Here is a 19,271-nt window from a genome sequence, read left to right on the forward strand (position 1 = left end):
GCAGGCGTGATCGATATCAACGAGTCCGTGATGCAGTTCCTCCTGGCGTTCCTCGTCGTCGGCCCGCTCCTCGGCGCCGCCGCCGCTCTGCTGCCGGCCCCGCCCGGACTGAAGGGGAAGTCGCCCGAGCAGGCCGTGCTCCGCCACGGCGTCACCGTCACCGGCGCGATTCTGGCGGCGGCGGTCGTCCTGGCGCTCGGCTTCGACCACGGCCGGCCGTCGACGATGCAGGCCACGACCGACATCAGCTGGATCCCCGCACTCGACGTACGGATCCACCTCGGCGTCGACGGCATCTCGCTCCCCCTTCTGGTCCTGACCGCCCTGCTGACCTTCCTCAGCGCCCTCTACTCGTACTTCAAGCCGCCCGCGGGGCCGTCCCCGAAGGGCTTCGTCGCCCTGCTGCTCGTCCTCGAGTCCGGCACCCTGGCGACCTTCGCCGTCCTCGACCTCGTCCTGTTCTTCCTCGCCTTCGAGACGGTCCTCGTCCCGATGTACTTCCTCATCGCCCGCTGGGGCGGCGAGGGCCGGGCCGAGGCCGCCTGGAAGTTCATCCTCTACACGCTGCTCGGCTCCGTGGTCATGCTGCTCGGCCTGCTCCTGATCGGGATCAAGGCGGGCACGTTCGACATGGTGGCACTCGCCACTGACAACGGCCGGTCGCTGACCGCGTCCGTGCAGGTCATCGCCGTACTGGCGGTCGGGATCGGGCTCGCGGTCAAGACGCCGATGTGGCCGCTGCACAGCTGGCTGCCCGACGCCCACACCGCCGCCCCGACGGTCGGCTCCGTCCTGCTCGCCGGCGTCCTGCTGAAGATGGGCACGTACGGCTTCGTCCGCATCCTGCTCCCGGCCGCGCCCGACGGCTTCCAGACCTTCGCGCCCTACCTCGCCGCGTTCGCCGTCGTCGGCATCGTCTACGGATCCCTCGCCTGCCTCGCTCTGGCCAGGAAGGGCGGAAAGGGCGACCTCAAGCGTCTGATCGCCTACTCCTCCGTCGGCCACATGGGCTTCGTCCTCCTCGGCATCGCGACCATGACCCCGACCGGCGTCAACGGCGCCCTGTTCGCCAACATCGCCCACGGCCTCATCACCGGCCTGCTGTTCTTCCTGGTCGGCGGCCTGAAGGAACGCACCGGCAGCACCGACCTCGACGCCCTCGCCCAGGAGACCGGAGCCGCCCTCTACGGCAAGGCGCCGCGCCTCGGCGGCCTGCTCGCCTTCGCCGCCGTCGCCTCCCTCGGTCTGCCCGGCCTCGCCGGGTTCTGGGGCGAGATGCTGGCGCTGTTCGGCGCCTTCGACCCCGCCGACGGGCTCAGCCGGCCGGCCTTCCTCACCTTCATGTCGATCGGCGCGTTCGGCACCCTGCTCACGGCCGCCTACCTGCTGATCGTGGTCCGCCGGGTCTGCATGGGCGCCGCGCCGAAGGACGCGCCGGCACTCACCGACGTGCGCTCCTACGAATTCGCGGCCTGGACCCCGCTCGTCGTCCTCACCGTCGTCGCCGGCCTGTGGCCCAAGGCCCTCCTCGGGCTGACCGACCCGGCCGTGCAGCAGCTCCTCGCAGGAGGCACCCGATGAGCTCCCTCGTCCAGTCCGTCGACTGGCTGGCCATCGCACCGCCCACCATCGCGGCGGTCGCCGGACTCGTCGTGCTCGTCGCCGACCTGTTCGTCGGCGAGGCCAGGAAGCCCCTGCTCGGCTGGATCGCGGTGGCCGGACTGGCGGCCGCCGCGCTGATGCTGCTGCCCCTCCTCGACGCCGACCGCGCCACCTTCTGCCTGGTCGGCGACACCGAGGTGTGCAGTTACACCGCGGACCGCTTCACCCTCGTCATCCAGTTCCTGGTGCTCGGCGGCGCCCTGCTGTCCGCCCTGCTGTCGGTCACCGCGCTGAAGGACTCCGGCAAGCGGCTCCCCGAGGGCGAGTACTGGTTCCTGTTCCTCTCCTCCACCGCCGGCGCGGCCCTGCTGCCCGCCTCCCGGGACCTCGCGACCCTCGTCGTCGCCCTGGAGGTGGCGTCCCTGCCCGCCTTCGCCCTGGTCGGCCTGCGGCACGGCGACCGCAGGTCCTCCGAGGCGGCCCTGAAGTTCTTCCTGTCCTCCGTCACCGCCACCGCGGTCAGCCTGCTGGGCATCAGCTTCGTCTACGCCGCGACCGGAACCCTCCACCTCACCCGCGTCGCCGAACGCATCCAGCACGTCGACGGGCAGCTCGACACCCTCGCGCAGACCGGCGTCGTCCTCACCCTCGTCGGCTTCGCGTTCAAGACGGCCGCCGTCCCCTTCCACTTCTGGGTTCCCGACACCTACGTGGGCGCCCCGCTGCCGATCGCCGCCTACCTGTCCGTCATCGGCAAGGCGGTCGGCTTCTCCGGCCTCATCCTCGTCACCGTCGTCGCCCTGCCCTCGTACGCCGACGTCTGGGCCCCCGCCCTGGCCGTGCTCGCCGCGCTCACCATGACCGTCGGCAACGTCGGCGCGCTGCGCCAGCAGTCCACGCGCGCGTACAGCGCCGTACGCCTGCTCGCCTGGTCGTCCGTCGGCCAGGCCGGGTACCTCCTGGTGCCGATCGCCGCCGCCGGGTACTCCGGCGACCCCGAGAAGTCGGCCGGCTCCACCCTCGCCTACGCCCTCATGTACGGCGCCGTGAACCTGGGGGCCTTCGCGGTGGCCGCCCTCGTCGGCCGCGCGCACCGGCTCAACCGGGTCGCCGACTACCGCGGCCTGTACGCCGCGAGCCCGCTCACCGCGCTGCTCATGGGCTTCTTCCTGCTGTGCCTCGCCGGACTCCCGCCGGGTGTCATCGGCCTCTTCGCCAAGGTCACCGTGTTCGCGGCGGCCGTCGACGCGGGACTGGGCTGGCTGGCCGTGGTGATGGCCGTCAACGTCGTGATCGCGCTGGTGTACTACCTGCGCTGGACGGCGCTGCTGTTCCGCGCGCCGGAGGCGGCTCCCGGGGGGAAGGCGGCGGCCCCCCACCGCTTCCCCGCCCCTGCCCCGCTCACCGCGGCGCTCGCCCTGACCGGCGTTCTCGGCATCGTCCTGTCCGGCGCCCCGCAACTGGTCCTGCGCTTCACGGAGACCGGGCTCTTCTAATCGGCCGGTCCCTCACGCGCGGGGCCGCTCGTCCTGCCCCGCACGCCCCTTCACCCGGGCGGTTGACACGCGCCATCACGCGCACAAGGGAACTAGTCCCCCTCGCCTGGCGTTGACCGGTACGGGAGGGTCCACTGGACGTGGCACCACGGTGTCAGTGGGCAGCGCAGGTCAGACGGAAGATCAACCAGCAAGGGTTCCCCTGCCGCACGATTTGGAGGGCGTACCGTGCACCGCCGGCACAACGGGCTCAGGACCGCGGTCCTCCTCGGGGGACTGTCCGCGCTCATCATCGTCATCGGCAGCTTCTTCGGCCGCACGGGGCTCGTCGTCGCCGTCGTCGTCGCGCTGGGCACCAACGCGTACGCGTACTGGAACAGCGACAAACTGGCCCTGCGGGCGATGCGGGCCCGCCCGGTGAGCGAGTTCGAGGCCCCCGGCCTGTACCGGATGGTCCGCGAACTCTCCACGCAGGCCCGCCAGCCCATGCCCCGCCTCTACATCTCGCCGACCGAGGCCCCCAACGCCTTCGCCACCGGCCGCAACCCGCGCAACGCGGCGGTGTGCTGCACGGAAGGCATCCTGCGCCTCCTCGACGAGCGGGAGCTGCGCGGCGTCATCGGCCACGAGCTCAGCCATGTCTACAACCGCGACATCCTGATCTCCTCGGTCGCCGGCGCCCTCGCCTCCGTGATCATGTTCCTGGTCAACTTCGCCTGGCTGATCCCGATCGGCCGCTCGGACGACGACGACGGCCCGGGCATTCTCGGCATGCTGCTCATCCTGATCCTGGGCCCGCTCGCGGCGTCCCTCATCAAGCTGGCCATCAGCCGCTCCCGCGAGTACGAGGCGGACGCCTCCGGTTCCCAGCTCACCGGCGACCCGCTCGCCCTGGCGAGCGCCCTGCGCAAGCTGGAGCTCGGCACCAAGCAGCTCCCACTGCCCCCCGAGCCCCGCATCGAGACGGCGAGCCACATGATGATCGCGAATCCCTTCCGTCCGGGGCAGGGACTCTCGAAGATGTTCTCCACCCACCCGCCGATGGCGGAACGTATCGCCCGGCTCGAGAAGATGGCAGGGCACCTGTGAAGACCATCCTGAATCTCATCTGGCTCGTCGTCAGCGGCGTCTGGCTGTTCCTCGGCTACATGCTCGCCGGCCTGCTGCTGTGCATCACGATCATCGGCATCCCGTTCGGCGTGGCCGCGTTCCGCATCGGCGTCTACGCCCTGTGGCCCTTCGGGTACACGACGGTGGAGCGCCGCGACGCGGGAGCCCCGTCCTTCATCGTCAACGTGCTGTGGCTGATCCTGGCGGGCTGGTGGCTCGCCCTCGGCCACATCGTCACGGGCCTCGCCCTGTGCGTGACGATCATCGGCATCCCGCTCGGCGTCGCCAACTTCAAGCTGATCCCGGTCTCGCTGTTCCCGCTGGGCCGCGAGATCGTCCGCACGGACCGGGCGTTCACGGACCGCTGGTGAGGTGAGCCGCGGTGTTCGCCGCGGACTGTCGGGCGGGGAGTCGCCCACAACTCCGTGGTCGTCCACAACTCCGTGGTTGTCCACAGCCCCGCACACGTTCCTCCACCGCCGCGCATCATGAACCCATGACCGAGCACGAGAAGCGGTACGAGCGCACGGTGCCGCCGCACCGCATACGCCGCGGCCCCTGACCCACGTCGGGGCGCCTCAGGCCTGGGCAGTGCAGGGGAGCGGTTACCGCCCGCCCGGAGCTCCCCGTCGCCCCCACACCTTCCGCACACCGTAGGCCACCGCACCCCCACCGAGCACCGCCGCGCCCACGGCAACCGAGGTCCAGGGCAAGGAGAACGCCAGCGCCAGGCACCCGGCGGATCCCACCGCCGGCGCCACCCGGACCCCCGCCGCCGGACGGAGGGTCCAGGCCGAGGCGTTCGCCACCGCGTAGTACGTCAGCACCCCGAAGGAGGAGAACCCGACAGCGCCCCGCACATCGACGGTGGCGGCCAGGACGGCGACGACACCGCCCACCACCAGTGCCGCCGGTGCGGTACGTGGAGCCGCGGATGGACGGCGGCCGGCGGCCCCGGGAGGTGCCCGTCCCGGGCCATGGCCAGCGTCGTCCGCGACCCCCGAGCAGCAGGGCGAGCAAGTGACCCCAGTGCGGCGACCGCCGCCCCCACACGCACCACCGGCGCGAGCCCGGGCGCCCCGGCCGCCCGCACCGCGTCGGCGAGCGGCGCGACGGACCCGCCCAACGACGCCGCCCCCAGAACGGAGAGGACGGCGACAGCGACGGCCACGTACGCGGCGAGCGCGACACTCAGGGCCACCCGGACGGCCCGCGGAAGGGTGCGCGCGGGATCGCGCGCCTCCTCGCCGAGGAGCGCGATCCGCGCGTGTCCGGCGAAGGCGAGGAACAGCAGACCGGCCGCCTGGAACACCCCGCCGACCCCGCCCGGCACGCCGGCGTCCAGCCGCCCGAGGTCTCCGTCCCCCGACGTCAGACACACGACCACCACGGAAGCGAGAACCACCAGGACCACACCCGCGACGGCCCGCGTCACCCACGCGGACTTCCGCACCCCGCGGTGGTCGACCGCCGTGACCAGCACCACGGTGGCGGCGGCCACGGCGTGCGCCTGCCCCGGCCGGACGTACGCGCCGACGGTCAGCGCCACCACCGCACAGGACGCGGTCCTGCCGACGACGGAGGCCCACCCGGCCAGGTGGCCCCAAAGGCTCCGAGCCGCTCCCTGCCGTACACGTGGGTGCCGCCCTGGGCCGGGTACAGGGCGGCCAGGCGTGCCGACGAGTCGGCGTTGCAGTAGGCGATCGCGGCGGCGACGGCCAGCCCGAGGAGCAGTCCGGAACCGGCGGCCCGCGCGGCAGGCGCGAGCGCGGCGAAGGTGCCCGCGCCGAGCATCGCGCCCAGACCGACGACGACGGCGTCGCCCGCACCGAGGGTGCGGCGCAGCGCAGGACCGCCGGGGCCGGCGGGGGCGTTCGTCGTGAGGCCGCACCCTACTGATCAAGGGCAACCGGAATGTGTACTCGTGACGTCCTACAGGGTGCACAGGCCGACGGGAAAGGGCAGGTAATCGGCATGACGATCATCAGCTGGATCATTCTGGGCCTGCTGGCCGGTGCCATCGCGAAGTTCCTGCTGCCCGGCCGTGATCCGGGCGGCCTCGTCGGCACGACCCTGATCGGCGTCGCCGGCGCGTTCACCGGCGGCTGGATCTCGTCCCGCTGGCTCGACCACCCGATCAGCAAGGACTTCTACGACGGCGCCACATGGCTGGCCGCGATCGGCGGCTCATTGGTCCTGCTGATCGCTTACCGCATCCTCTTCGGTCACTCGCGCGACTGACGCGACACGCGTGCGTCGCCGCCGCACGCACGAAAAGGGTGGGCGCCCGAGCGGCACCCACCCTCCTCCGGCCGTCCGGCGCGCCGGCCGTTCTACCGGTAGTTCACGAACTGCAGGGCGAAGTCGAAGTCCTTGCCCTTGAGCAGGGTGATGACGGCCTGGAGGTCGTCCCGGCTCTTGGAGCTGACGCGCAGCTCCTCACCCTGCACCTGGGCCTTCACGCCCTTCGGGCCCTCGTCGCGGATGATCTTCGCGACCTTCTTCGCGTTCTCCTGGGAGATGCCCTCCTGGATCGACGCGAAAATCTTGAACTCCTTGCCCGAGAGCTGCGGCTCGCCCGCGTCCAGGGCCTTCAGGGAGATGCCCCGCTTGATCAGCTTGGACTGGAAGACGTCGAGGACAGCCTTCACCCGGTCCTCGGAGTTCGCCTCCATGAGGATCTTCTCCCCGGACCACGAGATCGAGGCGCCCACGCCCTTGAAGTCGTAGCGCTGCGAGATCTCCTTGGCGGTCTGGTTGAGGGCGTTGTCGACCTCCTGCCGCTCGACCTTCGAGACGATGTCGAAACTGGAGTCGGCCATGTCCTGTGGCTCCTTGATTCGGGGTGCGTATCGGGCTGCGCACCGGATGCGTACCGGCGTACTTGAGGCGGCCACCGAGCCCGGCATCGGCCTCGGACCGCATCCGGACCAGCCTAGTCACCCCCCGGCCCGGGGGTGGCGATCAATCGGGTGGCGAAGCACCCCTGTCCATCGGGTATTGTTTACGTCGTTGCCAGCGAGCACCGCCGGAAGGCGGGGTTCAGTGCAGCAACCCCGGCGGTGTGCCCGAGCGGCCAAAGGGAGCAGACTGTAAATCTGCCGGCTCAGCCTTCCCAGGTTCGAATCCTGGCGCCGCCACACGGGAACGAAGGGCCCGTGACCTGCTAGCACAGCAGGTCACGGGCCCTTCGTCATGGCATTCAGGGGCGGCCCCTGTCTCACTCCGTCCTGTGTCTCCACGCCCTGCCTCGGAGTACGTGGACGACGACCCGTACCCGTGGCCAGGCTTCCGAGCCCATTCAGCCACTCTGTCGCAGTCGCGCCGAGGTCTTCGCAGGGGCGGCTTCGTCGCCGTCGCTGAGGAATCCGGCGCAGACGCGGAGCAAGAACGCCGGATCCGGCGGAATGGGCACCTCGCAGCCCCGGTCGTCGGTGGGATGGAGAGCCGGCTCTTGGCGTAACCGTGGGCGGGTAGGCGTCGCAGCATGACGGAACGTCGGTGCACGAGTGAGGAGGCCTCTGCCGCTCCAGGGCGCCGACACCGGTTCGTGCGATGGCTTGTGGTGTGGGCCTATGCGGGGGCGGTGTTCGGGCTCGGTGCGGTGGTGTGGCATTGGGTGAGGGGCAAGTCGTGGGGCGACTCGTTCGCGTTCGCGCTGACGTTGACGGTGAGCGGGGTGGTCAGCCAGTGGGCGGCCGCTGTCATCCGGCGGAGGGCCGGGCGTGGCGACGGCTGAGGCTCAGCGGCGGAAGCAGCCGCGCTCATGCCGGCGCCGACGGCACGTGCCGCCCCGCCGACACGGGGAGCCGTGGTCGTCGAGGCGGCGCCGTCCGGAGTGCCGGGTCAGCCGATGTCGAAGCCGATGTTGGTGACGTACCACCGGTCGTCGATCTTGCTGGAGTGGACCTGGACGTCCAGCTGACCGGCTTCCATGCCTGTGGAGCGGGAAAGAATGATCTTGTCGAGGGTCTGACCGTCAACGGTGATCTTCTCTGCGGGGACCACCGCTTCGTCTCCGGTGGCCGGGGTCTCGGCGACCTCCACCTTCGGGTCGTCCGAGGGCGGATCGGGGGTGAACGACTCCCGGAACTTCCCGACGTTCTCCAGGATCTTCGCGCCTTCGGGCGAGTTGCTGTCGCACGTCGCTTCCGTGCCGGCGCGCGCGGGCTTCGAGCCCGTAGCGGCCTCGCCCATCAGCAGGCACGCTTCCTTCGGCTGGTTCTTGACGACTGCGGTGACCCATGCCGCGACCGCGCTCTCGGCCGTGGACTGGTCGGCGGACGAGGCCTGCCCCGTGTCCGAGGCGTCCCCCTGCTCGCTGCCCGGCGCCTTCTCGGAACCGGCGGTCGGCGAGTTGCTCGAACCCGTCTCCTTCCCGGAGTCGTCCGAGCCGCTCGAGCACCCCGTGAGGGTCATGACCGCCGCCATCAACACGCCCCCGGCCATCCCGGCGACGTTTCTCCTCATACCGCTCAATAACACTGTCCCGATTGTCCTTCCGTGCATCTCGGCAGGAGTGACGTACGCATATGTCTCCGGGGAACCTGGCGGTCCCGCCTCGGTGTCACTGCCCCTCGCGGGAACGGTACAGGCAGCGAAATCACCGCCGTTACTTGGTGTCCCGGGGCAAGCAGGGGCGTCCTCCGTCGAGTTGTTCCTTCGGATTCGGCACGTTTCCGCTCGGGTGATTCCTTTCGTCGCTTCCCCGTCCGGACGCACTCGGTGGCCGTGGTCCTCCGGCGCCGGACCACCCCGCGTCGGCCTCAACCGGCCCCGCCCGGCCCGGCGAAGGCTCCGGTCCTGATCGGCCGTGACTTCACCGCTCCGGAGCCCGCCACCGCGGCCGTCGGGGCATTGCCTACGAGTCGTTGCGCGTGGCGCACGTCGAATCGTCACGAACGCCGCGCGCCGAATCGTCACGAACGCCGCGCGGTGCGCCGCGTGTTCGCCGACTTCCCGAATTCCGTCCTTCGCGTCCCGAAGGTCGGCAATCGGCTGAGTGCGACAGGGGCGCGGCAGCTCGATTCCGGACCGCGAAGGGAAATGCGGCGCATCGTCCGGCGACCCGGTGACGGGACGGAACCGGGAAAGTGGACGGCATCCTCGCGTCCCCCGGTGTCCACGAGGAGTGGGAGGTGCCGGTCATTCCACAGTCGGCGAGGCGCCGGTAATCGTGTCCCGACATGCCGGGCCGGGGACGGCACAGCGCTGCCGGGCACACTGGGAGCATGTCGTCGCGTCGTCGTCCGTGTCCCGAGTGCCGTCGTGAGATCGCCGTCGTCGCCGGGCGGTACGCGCGGCACGACCCGCCCGGCGCCCGTGGCAGCGGGGAGCTGACCTCCTGCCCGGGGTCCCGCCGACATGCCCGAACAGGGCCTGAGCAGCCGTCGTTGGACGGCTACGTCGTGCCGGACTTCCCCGGGCAGATGTCCCTCTTCTGAACCGGGCCCGCGCCCCGCTCAGTTGCCCGCGACCGACTTCACCGCCACCGACGCCGGCGCGGAGCCGCTGATCAGTTCCAGGGTCAGGCCTGCCGTCGCGGGCGTGTCCACCAGTTCCGCCAGGACGGCGGCCACGTCGTCGCGGGGGATCGCGCCGCGGCCCGTGCGGGCCTCCAGGCGGACCAGGCCCGTGCCCGGCTCATCCGTGAGCTGCCCCGGCCGCAGGATCGTCCAGTCCAGGGCGTCCAGGCTCCGCACGTACGCGTCCGCCTCGCCCTTGGCCCGCAGGTACACGTCGAAGACCTCGTCCCCCTGGTGTTCCGGATCCGCGCCCATGGACGAGACGATGACGAACCGGCGTACGCCCGCGCGTACGGCCGCGTCCGCGAAGAGGACCGCCGCCGCCCGGTCCACCGTGTCCTTGCGGCCCACGCCGCTGCCCGGACCGGCGCCCGCCGCGAACACCGCCGCGTCCGCGCCCTCCAGACACTGCGCGACCTCCTCCACGGACGCGGACTCCAGGTCGAGCACGACCGGTTCCGCACCCAGCTCCCGCAGGTCGTCCGCCTGTTCGGGTTTGCGGATGATGCCCGCCGCCTCGTCCCCGCGCGCGACGAGCAGCCGCTCCAGCCGCAGCGCGATCTGACCATGACCACCAGCGATGACAATGCGCATGTCTTCGACCGTACGCCGCGCCGGGCCCGTCCGCCGCGCGACCCGGCCCCCGACACGCGCGGCCTCAGACGCACCCCCGCGTCAACCCCGCCCCACTCCCACACCGCCCCCACTCCCGCCCCTACGCCGTCCCCCGCCCCTGCCGCGGCAGTCCCGGCCCCGTGCCGGCCGCCGCCGAGTCGCAGTACTCCCGCACCGCGCTCGTCCGGGCGACGACACGGCCCCCGTGCACCACGATCCGGCTGTACGCCAGGGACAGCGCCGCCGACAGGCCGTCGCCCCGGACCGCCAGCAGGTCGGCGGGGGACCCCGCCTCCACCCGCACCTCCGGCAACCCCATCGCCGCCCGCGCCCGAGCGCTCACGGCCGCGTACGCGTCCTCGGGGGACAGGCCCTGGCAGGAGGCCAGCAGGTACGCCGCCTCCAGCGGGTCGCCCCGGCCCACCGGGTTCGACACGTCCCGCAGCGATCCGCTGCCCGCCGCGACCCGCACGCCCGCCGCCCGCAGCAGCCGTACCGGCGCGGTGCCCCGGCCGTCCGCCGCGCCGCAACCGCCCTGGGGCAGACACACCACCGTCACCCCGGCCGCCGCGAGCCGTTCCGCCGTACGGGCCGCGACCTCGGAGGGGAGGGCGGACAGACCCCCGCACGGGCCGAGCGTCACCCCGGGCCGCAGGCCGCCCGCCATCGCCGCGAGACGGGCCAGCCGGGCCGGGTCGGACGCGTCGGTGTGCAGGTCGACGGGCAGGCCGTGCTCGGAGGCCGTCTCCAGCACCGCCTCCACATGGCCCGTCGGATCGGGGTCGAGATCCGGGCAGCCGCCCACCACGGACGCGCCCATCTTCACGGCGTCCCGCAGCACCGCCAGCCCGTCCGCCCCGGCCGCCCCCGTCAGCACCCGGGGCATCGCCACCGTGGTCAGCTCGGCCAGCCCGCGCAGCGAACGCGCGGCGCGCAGCACGGCCCGCAGCGCGCCGAGCCCCGCCATGTCCCCCACGCGCACGTGCGCACGCAGAGCCGTGGCGCCGTGCCCGAGCTGGAACAGCGCCGCCTCCGTCGCGCGGCGCTGGACGTCCCGCGGGTCGAGGGGGACGGGGCCCGGCTCGTCGGCGGTCAGGGCGGTGTCCGCGTGGGCGTGCGGTTCGGCGGGGGCCGGCAGCAGCAGGTAGCCGGTGAGGTCGAGCCGGGCGACGCACGCGCGTGTGGCGTCCGCGGCGAGGCTGCCCGCCGTGCCGACGGCCTCGATGCGCCCGCCGCCCAGCCGGACGTCCACGGTCCGGCCGTTGGTGAGCCGGGCGCCGCACAGCAGGAGCGGGGCCGGGCCGGCCGGACCCGAACCGGAGGGCGAGGACCACGGGTGGGACGGTGGCTGCGGCCGGTTGTCGGGCATCGCGCTCCTGGGACTCGGGCTGCGCACGAGGACGCACGTCACGCTGAGACAAGATCACGCAGAGTGAGTCGAGCCTAGGACGGCCCTCCGCCCCGCACCGGGAGGAGCGCAATAGTCGTACCGGTGTGGCCCGTCCGTCCGGGAGGGGGACGGGACCGGAAACGGATTTGGGCGAACGGCGGCGGACCGTGTAATGTCTTCATCGCTCGCCCCAATAGCTCAGTCGGCAGAGCGTCTCCATGGTAAGGAGAAGGTCAACGGTTCGATTCCGTTTTGGGGCTCTGGTGTGAGAGGTTCCCGCCGCGAGGCGGGGCCCGATCGCATCAAAGCGGTGTAGCTCAGTCGGTAGAGCAAGCGGCTCATAATCGCTGTGTCACCGGTTCAAGTCCGGTCACCGCTACTGTCAGTAGCCGATTGCGGGGTCGGTCCTTCGATCGGCTACTCTTCTTGCGTTAATCAAGTCCATCCGTTCGTCAAGGAGCACTCACGTGGCTGCCACCGACGTCCGCCCGAAGATCACGCTGGCCTGCGTGGAGTGCAAGGAGCGGAACTACATCACCAAGAAGAACCGGCGTAACAACCCGGACCGTCTTGAGATGAAGAAGCACTGCCCGCGTTGCAACGCGCACACCGCGCACCGCGAGACGCGATAAAACAGGCTCGTACACGAGGCCGTCCCCCCACTCGGGGGGCGGCCTCGTGTCGTTTCCCCACCGACACCACACACCGTGAGACATGTCGGTCCTGGACCGACACAGGAGGTGCCGCGCGCATGGCGCTCGACCAGTCCTTCGTGGGGCGGACCTATCCCCCCACCGAGCCCTACGAGGTGGGCCGGGAGAAGATCCGCGAGTTCGCCGAGGCGGTGGGCGACGCCAACCCGGCGTACACGGACGCGGAGGCGGCCGAGGCGCTCGGTCACCCCGATGTGATCGCCCCGCCGACCTTTGTGTTCGCCATCACGTTCAAGGCCGCGGGACAGGTCGTCGCCGATCCGCAGCTCGGCCTCGACTACAGCCGGGTGGTGCACGGCGACCAGAAGTTCGCCTACCGGCGCCCGGTGCGCGCCGGCGACCGGCTCACGGTCACGTCCACCATCGAGACGGTCCGGTCCATGGCGGGCAACGACATACTGGACATCCGCGGTGAGGTGCACGACCAGGACGGCGAGCACGTCGTGACCGCCTGGACCAAGCTGGTGGCCCGCGCGGCCGAGGAGGCGTGAACCACACCATGACGGCGAAGATCTCCTACGCCGACGTCGAGGTCGGCACCGAGCTGCCCGCACAGACGTTCCCCGTGACGCGCGCCACCCTCGTCCGGTACGCGGGAGCCTCCGGCGACTTCAACCCCATCCACTGGAACGAGCGGTTCGCCAAGGAGGTCGGGCTGCCCGACGTCATCGCGCACGGCATGTTCACCATGGCCGAGGCGATCCGCGTGGTGACCGACTGGGCGGGCGACCCCGGCGCGGTCGTCGAGTACGGCGTCCGCTTCACCCGCCCGGTCGTCGTGCCCGACGACGACAAGGGCGCCGTCATCGAGGTCAGCGGCAAGGTCGCCGCCAAGCTCGACGACAACACGGTCCGCGTGGACCTCACCGCGACCAGCGCCGGCCAGAAGGTCCTCGGCGCCTCGCGGGCGGTCGTGCGGCTGGCCTGAGCCGTGGCGGCGGCGGGGGAGCGGGGGCGGCGGCGTCTCGTAGTCTTGAGCCCGTGCAGGAACTCCACGACGCCCCCCTCGCCCCGCTGACCACCTTCCGGCTGGGCGGCCCCGCGACCCGGCTGGTCACCGCGACCACCGACGACGAGGTGATCGCCGCCGTCCGCGAGGCCGACGCCGCCGGCACCCCGCTGCTGGTCATCGGCGGCGGCTCCAACCTGGTCATCGGCGACAAGGGCTTCGACGGCACCGCCCTCGTCGTCGCCACCAAGGGCGTCACCCTCGACGGCACCGGTCTGGAGCTGGCCGCCGGCGAGGTGTGGACCGACGCCGTCGCGGCCACCGTGGAGGCCGGACTGGCCGGCATCGAGTGCCTGGCCGGCATCCCCGGTTCCGCGGGCGCCACCCCCATCCAGAACGTGGGGGCGTACGGCCAGGAGGTCTCCTCCACGCTCACCGAGGTCGTCGCCTACGACCGGCGCACCGGTGGGACCGTCACGCTCTCCAACGAGGAGTGCGCCTTCTCCTACCGGCACAGCCGCTTCAAGGCCGACCCCGAGCGGTACGTGGTCCTGCGCGTGCGGTTCCGGCTGGAGGACGCCGACGGGATGTCCGGCCCGGTCAAGTACGCCGAGACGGCCCGCGTGCTCGGTGTCGCGCCCGGCGAGCGGGTGCCGTTGGCCACCGCCCGCGACACGGTGCTGAAGCTCCGCGCGGGCAAGGGCATGGTGCTGGACCCGGAGGACCACGACACCTGGTCGGCCGGTTCCTTCTTCACCAACCCGATCCTCGACGACGAGACGTTCGCCGCATTTCGTACGCGTGTGCGAGAGCGGTTGGGGGAGGGCGTCGAGCCGCCCGCCTACCCCGCCGGCGAGGGGCGCACCAAGACCTCCGCGGCCTGGCTGATCGACAAGGCCGGCTTCACCAAGGGGTACGGGAGCGGACCGGCCCGCATCTCCACCAAGCACACCCTCGCGCTCACCAACCGCGGCGACGCCACCACGGAGGACCTGCTGGCGCTGGCCCGCGAGGTCGTGACGGGGGTCCGCGACGCGTTCGGGATCACCCTGGTGAACGAGCCGGTCATGGTCGGCGTCGGGCTGTAGCCGCGAACTCCGTTGCCGTGAGGATCACCCGTCCGTGATCATGGGCCGGTGAGGCTCCTCGCGTGCAGCTGAGACTGCTCCAGTACCGTCCCCGCACGGGTCCGTACGAGCACCGTGTCGTCCAGCCGCGCCGACCGCTGCGCCACACGTCGCTGTTCGCCCCCGAGCCCGTCGGACCGCTCCTCGGCGACCACGACGGACTGAACCGCCTCGCCGGCCTGTTCTCCTTCGCCGCGTACTCCCGTCACACCCTCGTCTGTGTGCCGCTGTGTGACGCGGTCCCGCCCGACGAGGGCCAGGGGGAGCGCGTGGACCTGGTCCTGGCCCACCACTCCTACGGACTGCGCCCGAGCGCGTGGCCGCGCCTGCGCCGCGTGCTCGGTCAGGGGACGCCCCTGACCGTGCGGACCGACGAGGCGCGCACCGGCCGTGACGCGGCCGCCTGGCGTGAGCGCGCTGCGCGTCCCGGCTGCCGTGACGAGCTGCGGCACACCCTGCACGCCCGCACGCTCTTCCTCTTCGGCAGCCGGGACGTCTTCGCCGAGGCGGCCACGTCCTTCGCCTTCGCGGCCGGCTGGGGACCGCGTCAGAAGGGCGTCACGCAGGGGCGTGCAGCGATGGTGTCGAGCCTTCCCGGCCTCGTCCAGCGGCCGGGCGGAGGACACCCGCACGAGGTCCTGATCTGCTACAAGCCGTATCCGCCCTACGCCCACTTCACCCGACCGGGGCGGTCAGCCAGGCGTCGACGCCCGACAGCAGCTTCTCCTTGACGTCCTCCGGCGCCGCCGAGCCCCGGATCGACTGCCGGGCCAGCTCGGCGAGCTCCGCGTCGGTGAAGCCGTGGTGCCGCCGCGCGATCTCGTACTGCGCCGCCAGCCGGGAGCCGAACAGCAGCGGGTCGTCCGCGCCCAGCGCCATCGGCACGCCCGCCTCGAACAGCGTGCGCAGCGGCACGTCCTCCAGCTTGTCGTAGACGCCGAGGGCGACGTTCGACGCCGGGCACACCTCGCAGGTGACGCCCCGGTCCGCGAGCCGCTTCATCAGCCGCGGGTCGTCCGCCGCCCGCACGCCGTGGCCGATCCGGTGCGCGTCCAGGTCGTCCAGGCAGTCCCGGACCGACGCCGGCCCCGCCAGTTCGCCGCCGTGCGGGGCCGACAGCAGCCCGCCGTTCCGCGCGATGGCGAACGCCCGGTCGAAGTCGCGGGCCATCCCGCGCCGCTCGTCGTTGGAGAGACCGAAGCCGACGATCCCCCGGTCGGCGTAGCGCACGGCGAGGCGGGCCAGCGTGCGGGCGTCCAGGGGGTGCTTCATGCGGTTGGCGGCCACCAGCACCCGCATGCCGAGCCCGGTCTCGCGGGACGCCGAGTCCACCGCGTCGAGGATGACCTCCAGCGCCGGGATCAGCCCGCCCAGCCGGGGCGCGTACGACGTCGGGTCGACCTGGATCTCCAGCCAGCCGGAGCCGTCCCGCAGGTCCTCCTCGGCCGCCTCCCGCACCAGGCGCTGGATGTCCTCGGCCGATCTGACGCACGAGCGCGCGGCGTCGTACAGGCGCTGGAAGCGGAACCAGCCGCGTTCGTCCGTGGCCCGCAGCCGGGGCGGCTCCCCGCCGGTCAGGGTGTCGGTCAGCGCCTCGGGGAGTCGCACTCCGTACTTGTCGGCCAGCTCCAGCAGGGTGCCGGGCCGCATGGACCCGGTGAAGTGCAGGTGCAGATGGGCCTTCGGCAGCTCGGAGACATCACGTACACGTGGGGGGTTCGGGGGGCGCCCCCCTGAAAAGCTCAGCATTCCAGGATCCTGCCGCATGCCACGGCCGTCCCGGTAGCGCTTCCCCGGACGGGGGCTTGCTCGCACGGGCGAACGGGGGCGCCCAGGAAGTCCTGGACGCCCCCGTCAGGGAGGGGGAGGGACCGTCAGTCCCGCGCCTCCGCCAGCAGCTTCTGGACGCGGCTCACGCCCTCGACGAGGTCCTCGTCACCCAGCGCGTAGGACAGCCGCAGGTAGCCCGGCGTGCCGAACGCCTCACCGGGGACCACCGCGACCTCGGCCTCCTCCAGGATGAGCGCGGCCAGCTCGACGGTGTCCTGGGGGCGCCTGCCGCGGATCTCCTTGCCGATCAGCGCCTTCACCGACGGGTAGGCGTAGAAGGCGCCCTCGGGCTCGGGGCAGACCACGCCGTCGATCTCGTTGAGCATCCGCACGATCGTCCGGCGCCGGCGGTCGAAGGCCTCGCGCATCGCCGCGACCGCGTCCAGGTCGCCGGAGACGGCGGCGAGGGCGGCGGCCTGGGCGACGTTCGACACGTTCGACGTGGCGTGCGACTGGAGGTTGGTCGCGGCCTTCACGACGTCCTTCGGGCCGATGACCCAGCCGACCCGCCAGCCGGTCATCGCGTACGTCTTGGCGACGCCGTTGACCACGACGCACTTGTCGCGCAGCTCGGGCAGGAGCGCGGGCAGCGACACCGAGACGGCGTCGCCGTACACCAGGTGCTCGTAGATCTCGTCGGTGAGCACCCACAGGCCGTGCTCGACGGCCCAGCGGCCGATGGCCTCGGTCTCGGCCTCGCCGTAGACCGCGCCGGTCGGGTTCGACGGGGAGACGAAGAGCACGACCTTCGTCCTCTCCGTGCGGGCCGCCTCCAGCTGCTCCACGCTCACCCGGTAGCCGGTGGTCTCGTCGGCGACGACCTCGACCGGGACACCGCCCGCGAGCCGGATCGACTCGGGGTACGTGGTCCAGTACGGCGCCGGGACGATGACCTCGTCGCCCGGGTCGAGGATCGCGGCGAAGGCCTCGTAGATGGCCTGCTTGCCGCCGTTGGTGACCAGGATCTGGGACGGGTCGACCTCGTAGCCGGAGTCGCGCAGCGTCTTGGCGGCGATCGCCTGCTTCAGCTCGGGCAGGCCGCCGGCCGGCGTGTACCGGTGGTACTTCGGGTTCTTGCAGGCCTCGATCGCGGCCTCGACGATGTAGTCCGGCGTCGGGAAGTCGGGCTCACCGGCGCCGAAGCCGATCACCGGTCGCCCGGCGGCCTTGAGGGCCTTGGCCTTGGCGTCCACGGCGAGGGTGGCGGACTCGGAGATCGCGCCGACTCGGGCGGAGACCCGGCGCTCGGTGGGAGGGGTTGCAGCGCTCATGAGGCCCATCGTTCCAGACGGGAAACACGGCCGGCACAGTGGTTTCACGGACTGAGCAGCACCGGGCGAGGGGGGAACGCCAGTCCGGTTCGCGCGTCCGGGGGCGGTGTGGCCAGGACGATCACCGGCCGTTCCGTGGCCGGTGCGGCCCCTCTCAGGCACTTTCTGTTCGACGCCCGGCCCAGGAACACGTACACTCTCACCTCGTTGGCCTTCAGCGGCCCGCACTCAGCCGGTGCACACCACGCTTCCGGCCGGATGCGGTACGTTGGGGGACGCACAAAGGGTCGTAGCTCAATTGGTAGAGCACTGGTCTCCAAAACCAGCGGTTGGGGGTTCGAGTCCCTCCGGCCCTGCTACACACACCTTCGCCAGGATGTGTGCGCATGTACGTACAGCAATGCACCGCCGTGCGGCTCAGACCGGGCGCGGCACGGCCACGACCCGGAATCAGGTGAGGACGAGTGACGGACGCCGTGGGCTCCATCGACATGCCTGATGCCCAGGAGCAGAAGCCTCGCAAGGGCGGCAAGCGGGCCAAGAAGGGGCCCCTGAAGCGTCTCGCGCTCTTCTACCGTCAGATCGTCGCGGAACTCCGCAAGGTCGTCTGGCCCACGCGCAACCAGCTGACGTCGTACACGATCGCGGTGATCATCTTCGTGGTTCTGATGATCGGCCTGATCACTCTGATCGACTATGGCCTCAGCCACGCCGCCAAGTACGTCTTCGGCTGATCCCCGAGCGAAGAGCGCCGAGGTACCCGGCGCTCCTTTCGCATGTTCCACCCCTATGTATCCAGGAAGAAGCAGCCACCGTGTCTGACCCGAACGTGAACGACGCCGTCGAGCCTTACGGCGAAGGGGCCGAGTCCGCCGAGGACGCGCGCGCCGCCGTCGAGGGCGCGGACGTCGAGGACACCGAGGCCTCCGCCGAGGCCGAGGCTGCCGGCACCACCGACGGCGAGGCCGCGGAGGACGAGGCCGCCGAGGCCGCGGACGAGGCCGAGCCGCAGGACGACCGCGACCCGGTCGAGAAGCTCCGCGAGGAACTGCGGTCCCTGCCCGGCGAGTGGTACGTCATCCACACCTACGCGGGCTACGAGAACCGCGTGAAGACCAACCTCGAGCAGCGCGCCGTCTCGCTGAACGTCGAGGACTACATCTTCCAGGCCGAGGTGCCGCAGGAAGAGGTCGTCCAGATCAAGAACGGCGACCGCAAGACGATCAAGCAGAACAAGCTCCCGGGCTACGTCCTGGTCCGGATGGACCTGACGAACGAGTCCTGGGGCGTCGTCCGCAACACCCCCGGCGTCACCGGCTTCGTGGGCAACGCCTACGACCCGTACCCGCTGACGCTGGACGAGATCGTCAAGATGCTCGCCCCGGAGGCCGAGGAGAAGGCCGCCCGCGAGGCCGCCGAGGCCGAGGGCAAGCCGGCGCCGCAGCGCAAGGTCGAGGTCCAGGTGCTGGACTTCGAGGTCGGCGACTCGGTCACCGTCACCGACGGCCCGTTCGCCACGCTCCAGGCGACCATCAACGAGATCAACCCCGACTCCAAGAAGGTCAAGGGCCTGGTGGAGATCTTCGGTCGCGAGACGCCGGTCGAGCTCTCCTTCGACCAGATCCAGAAGAACTAGCTCTTCC

Annotated in this window: 19 protein-coding genes, 4 tRNA genes and 1 pseudogene; 17 read left to right on the forward strand and 7 right to left on the reverse strand. The window is 71.5% G+C overall.

Going from position 1 to position 19,271, the window contains the following annotated elements; genetic code table 11:
• The first annotated feature begins 6 nt into the window (after positions 1 to 6).
• The 4 genes from ACWH4W_RS08940 (at position 7) to ACWH4W_RS08955 (ending at position 4,579) form a co-directional block, all read left to right on the forward strand.
• Positions 7 to 1,581: a complex I subunit 4 family protein gene (locus ACWH4W_RS08940; protein WP_473075267.1), complete on the forward strand. Its 1,575-nt coding sequence runs from the start codon at positions 7 to 9 to the stop codon at positions 1,579 to 1,581.
• On the forward strand, positions 1,578 to 3,098 hold the full coding sequence (locus tag ACWH4W_RS08945; RefSeq protein WP_473075268.1) for an NADH-quinone oxidoreductase subunit N: 1,521 nt from the start codon (positions 1,578 to 1,580) through the stop codon (positions 3,096 to 3,098). Before ACWH4W_RS08940 ends, ACWH4W_RS08945 begins: the two co-directional genes overlap by 4 nt.
• Positions 3,099 to 3,326: 228 nt before the next feature.
• Complete coding sequence (htpX, locus tag ACWH4W_RS08950; protein ID WP_473075269.1) at positions 3,327 to 4,187, forward strand: zinc metalloprotease HtpX; 861 nt, start codon at positions 3,327 to 3,329, stop codon at positions 4,185 to 4,187.
• A complete protein-coding gene (locus ACWH4W_RS08955) occupies positions 4,184 to 4,579 on the forward strand; it encodes a YccF domain-containing protein (RefSeq protein ID WP_473075270.1) in 396 nt (131 codons plus the stop codon). The genes htpX and ACWH4W_RS08955 overlap by 4 nt, the downstream gene beginning before the upstream one ends.
• 234 nt (positions 4,580 to 4,813) lie before the next feature.
• Here ACWH4W_RS08955 and ACWH4W_RS08960 read toward each other — a convergent pair.
• Positions 4,814 to 6,053 (reverse strand): annotated as a pseudogene (locus ACWH4W_RS08960) (APC family permease).
• A gap of 129 nt (positions 6,054 to 6,182) precedes the next feature.
• On the opposite strand from ACWH4W_RS08960, the gene ACWH4W_RS08965 reads away from it, so the two are divergent.
• Complete coding sequence (locus ACWH4W_RS08965; RefSeq protein WP_290005813.1) at positions 6,183 to 6,449, forward strand: GlsB/YeaQ/YmgE family stress response membrane protein; 267 nt, start codon at positions 6,183 to 6,185, stop codon at positions 6,447 to 6,449.
• A gap of 92 nt (positions 6,450 to 6,541) precedes the next feature.
• Here ACWH4W_RS08965 and ACWH4W_RS08970 read toward each other — a convergent pair whose 3' ends face one another.
• Positions 6,542 to 7,030: a YajQ family cyclic di-GMP-binding protein gene (locus tag ACWH4W_RS08970; RefSeq protein WP_106412932.1), complete on the reverse strand. Its 489-nt coding sequence runs from the start codon at positions 7,028 to 7,030 to the stop codon at positions 6,542 to 6,544.
• Positions 7,031 to 7,266: 236 nt separating this feature from the next.
• Between ACWH4W_RS08970 and ACWH4W_RS08975 the strand changes: the two genes are divergently transcribed.
• Positions 7,267 to 7,348 (forward strand) — tRNA-Tyr (locus ACWH4W_RS08975).
• A 706-nt stretch (positions 7,349 to 8,054) separates the two neighbouring features.
• Here ACWH4W_RS08975 and ACWH4W_RS08980 read toward each other — a convergent pair.
• On the reverse strand, positions 8,055 to 8,627 hold the full coding sequence (locus ACWH4W_RS08980) for a hypothetical protein (protein ID WP_473075271.1): 573 nt from the start codon (positions 8,625 to 8,627) through the stop codon (positions 8,055 to 8,057).
• An 812-nt stretch (positions 8,628 to 9,439) separates the two neighbouring features.
• Here ACWH4W_RS08980 and ACWH4W_RS08985 point away from each other — a divergent pair.
• On the forward strand, positions 9,440 to 9,652 hold the full coding sequence (locus tag ACWH4W_RS08985) for a hypothetical protein (RefSeq protein ID WP_106416290.1): 213 nt from the start codon (positions 9,440 to 9,442) through the stop codon (positions 9,650 to 9,652).
• An 18-nt stretch (positions 9,653 to 9,670) separates the two neighbouring features.
• Here the strand turns inward: ACWH4W_RS08985 and ACWH4W_RS08990 are convergent, their stop codons facing one another.
• Both ACWH4W_RS08990 and ACWH4W_RS08995 read right to left on the reverse strand, forming a co-directional pair.
• Complete coding sequence (locus ACWH4W_RS08990; RefSeq protein WP_473075272.1) at positions 9,671 to 10,327, reverse strand: NAD(P)H-binding protein; 657 nt, start codon at positions 10,325 to 10,327, stop codon at positions 9,671 to 9,673.
• 121 nt (positions 10,328 to 10,448) lie between these two features.
• Complete coding sequence (locus ACWH4W_RS08995; protein ID WP_473075273.1) at positions 10,449 to 11,717, reverse strand: amidohydrolase family protein; 1,269 nt, start codon at positions 11,715 to 11,717, stop codon at positions 10,449 to 10,451.
• Between the two features lie 208 nt (positions 11,718 to 11,925).
• On the opposite strand from ACWH4W_RS08995, the gene ACWH4W_RS09000 reads away from it, so the two are divergent.
• The 7 genes from ACWH4W_RS09000 (at position 11,926) to ACWH4W_RS09030 (ending at position 15,258) form a co-directional block, all read left to right on the forward strand.
• A tRNA-Thr gene (locus ACWH4W_RS09000) sits at positions 11,926 to 11,998 on the forward strand.
• A 46-nt stretch (positions 11,999 to 12,044) separates the two neighbouring features.
• Positions 12,045 to 12,117: transfer RNA gene (locus ACWH4W_RS09005), tRNA-Met, on the forward strand.
• Positions 12,118 to 12,205: 88 nt separating this feature from the next.
• Entirely contained in the window at positions 12,206 to 12,370 is a 165-nt protein-coding gene (gene rpmG, locus ACWH4W_RS09010) for a 50S ribosomal protein L33 (protein WP_003948671.1), read from the forward strand.
• A 119-nt stretch (positions 12,371 to 12,489) separates the two neighbouring features.
• On the forward strand, positions 12,490 to 12,942 hold the full coding sequence (locus tag ACWH4W_RS09015) for an FAS1-like dehydratase domain-containing protein (RefSeq protein ID WP_473075274.1): 453 nt from the start codon (positions 12,490 to 12,492) through the stop codon (positions 12,940 to 12,942).
• Positions 12,943 to 12,950: 8 nt separating this feature from the next.
• Positions 12,951 to 13,379, forward strand: coding sequence for a MaoC family dehydratase (locus ACWH4W_RS09020; protein WP_028960065.1), 429 nt, complete (start codon positions 12,951 to 12,953; stop codon positions 13,377 to 13,379).
• Positions 13,376 to 14,488, forward strand: coding sequence for a UDP-N-acetylmuramate dehydrogenase (locus ACWH4W_RS09025; RefSeq protein WP_473077452.1), 1,113 nt, complete (start codon positions 13,376 to 13,378; stop codon positions 14,486 to 14,488). Before ACWH4W_RS09020 ends, ACWH4W_RS09025 begins: the two co-directional genes overlap by 4 nt.
• A gap of 62 nt (positions 14,489 to 14,550) precedes the next feature.
• Positions 14,551 to 15,258: a hypothetical protein gene (locus ACWH4W_RS09030; RefSeq protein ID WP_473075275.1), complete on the forward strand. Its 708-nt coding sequence runs from the start codon at positions 14,551 to 14,553 to the stop codon at positions 15,256 to 15,258.
• Here ACWH4W_RS09030 and ACWH4W_RS09035 read toward each other — a convergent pair.
• Both ACWH4W_RS09035 and ACWH4W_RS09040 read right to left on the reverse strand, forming a co-directional pair.
• Positions 15,203 to 16,177, reverse strand: coding sequence for an adenosine deaminase (locus tag ACWH4W_RS09035; protein WP_473075276.1), 975 nt, complete (start codon positions 16,175 to 16,177; stop codon positions 15,203 to 15,205). The genes ACWH4W_RS09030 and ACWH4W_RS09035 overlap by 56 nt on opposite strands.
• A 224-nt stretch (positions 16,178 to 16,401) precedes the next feature.
• Positions 16,402 to 17,628: a pyridoxal phosphate-dependent aminotransferase gene (locus ACWH4W_RS09040; RefSeq protein WP_473075277.1), complete on the reverse strand. Its 1,227-nt coding sequence runs from the start codon at positions 17,626 to 17,628 to the stop codon at positions 16,402 to 16,404.
• A 283-nt stretch (positions 17,629 to 17,911) separates the two neighbouring features.
• Here ACWH4W_RS09040 and ACWH4W_RS09045 point away from each other — a divergent pair.
• The 3 genes from ACWH4W_RS09045 (at position 17,912) to nusG (ending at position 19,264) form a co-directional block, all read left to right on the forward strand.
• Positions 17,912 to 17,984: transfer RNA gene (locus ACWH4W_RS09045), tRNA-Trp, on the forward strand.
• Between the two features lie 108 nt (positions 17,985 to 18,092).
• Positions 18,093 to 18,362, forward strand: coding sequence for a preprotein translocase subunit SecE (secE, locus tag ACWH4W_RS09050; protein WP_473075278.1), 270 nt, complete (start codon positions 18,093 to 18,095; stop codon positions 18,360 to 18,362).
• Between the two features lie 80 nt (positions 18,363 to 18,442).
• On the forward strand, positions 18,443 to 19,264 hold the full coding sequence (nusG, locus tag ACWH4W_RS09055) for a transcription termination/antitermination protein NusG (RefSeq protein WP_473075279.1): 822 nt from the start codon (positions 18,443 to 18,445) through the stop codon (positions 19,262 to 19,264).
• Positions 19,265 to 19,271: the final 7 nt, after the last annotated feature.

Source organism: Streptomyces sp. DSM 120436 (assembly GCF_055778765.1).

What these genes read in the sequence shown, in the direction of transcription:
- ACWH4W_RS08945 (WP_473075268.1), top strand. Translation starts at nt 1,578, where the DNA reads ATGAGCTCCCTCGTCCAGTCCGTCGACTGGCTGGCCATCGCACCGCCC.
- ACWH4W_RS08965 (WP_290005813.1), top strand. Translation starts at nt 6,183, where the DNA reads ATGACGATCATCAGCTGGATCATTCTGGGCCTGCTGGCCGGTGCCATC.
- ACWH4W_RS08970 (WP_106412932.1), bottom strand. Translation starts at nt 7,030, where the DNA reads ATGGCCGACTCCAGTTTCGACATCGTCTCGAAGGTCGAGCGGCAGGAG.
- ACWH4W_RS08980 (WP_473075271.1), bottom strand. Translation starts at nt 8,627, where the DNA reads ATGACCCTCACGGGGTGCTCGAGCGGCTCGGACGACTCCGGGAAGGAG.
- ACWH4W_RS08985 (WP_106416290.1), top strand. Translation starts at nt 9,440, where the DNA reads ATGTCGTCGCGTCGTCGTCCGTGTCCCGAGTGCCGTCGTGAGATCGCC.
- ACWH4W_RS08990 (WP_473075272.1), bottom strand. Translation starts at nt 10,327, where the DNA reads ATGCGCATTGTCATCGCTGGTGGTCATGGTCAGATCGCGCTGCGGCTG.
- ACWH4W_RS08995 (WP_473075273.1), bottom strand. Translation starts at nt 11,717, where the DNA reads ATGCCCGACAACCGGCCGCAGCCACCGTCCCACCCGTGGTCCTCGCCC.
- ACWH4W_RS09015 (WP_473075274.1), top strand. Translation starts at nt 12,490, where the DNA reads ATGGCGCTCGACCAGTCCTTCGTGGGGCGGACCTATCCCCCCACCGAG.
- ACWH4W_RS09020 (WP_028960065.1), top strand. Translation starts at nt 12,951, where the DNA reads ATGACGGCGAAGATCTCCTACGCCGACGTCGAGGTCGGCACCGAGCTG.
- ACWH4W_RS09035 (WP_473075276.1), bottom strand. Translation starts at nt 16,177, where the DNA reads ATGCGGCCCGGCACCCTGCTGGAGCTGGCCGACAAGTACGGAGTGCGA.
- ACWH4W_RS09040 (WP_473075277.1), bottom strand. Translation starts at nt 17,628, where the DNA reads ATGAGCGCTGCAACCCCTCCCACCGAGCGCCGGGTCTCCGCCCGAGTC.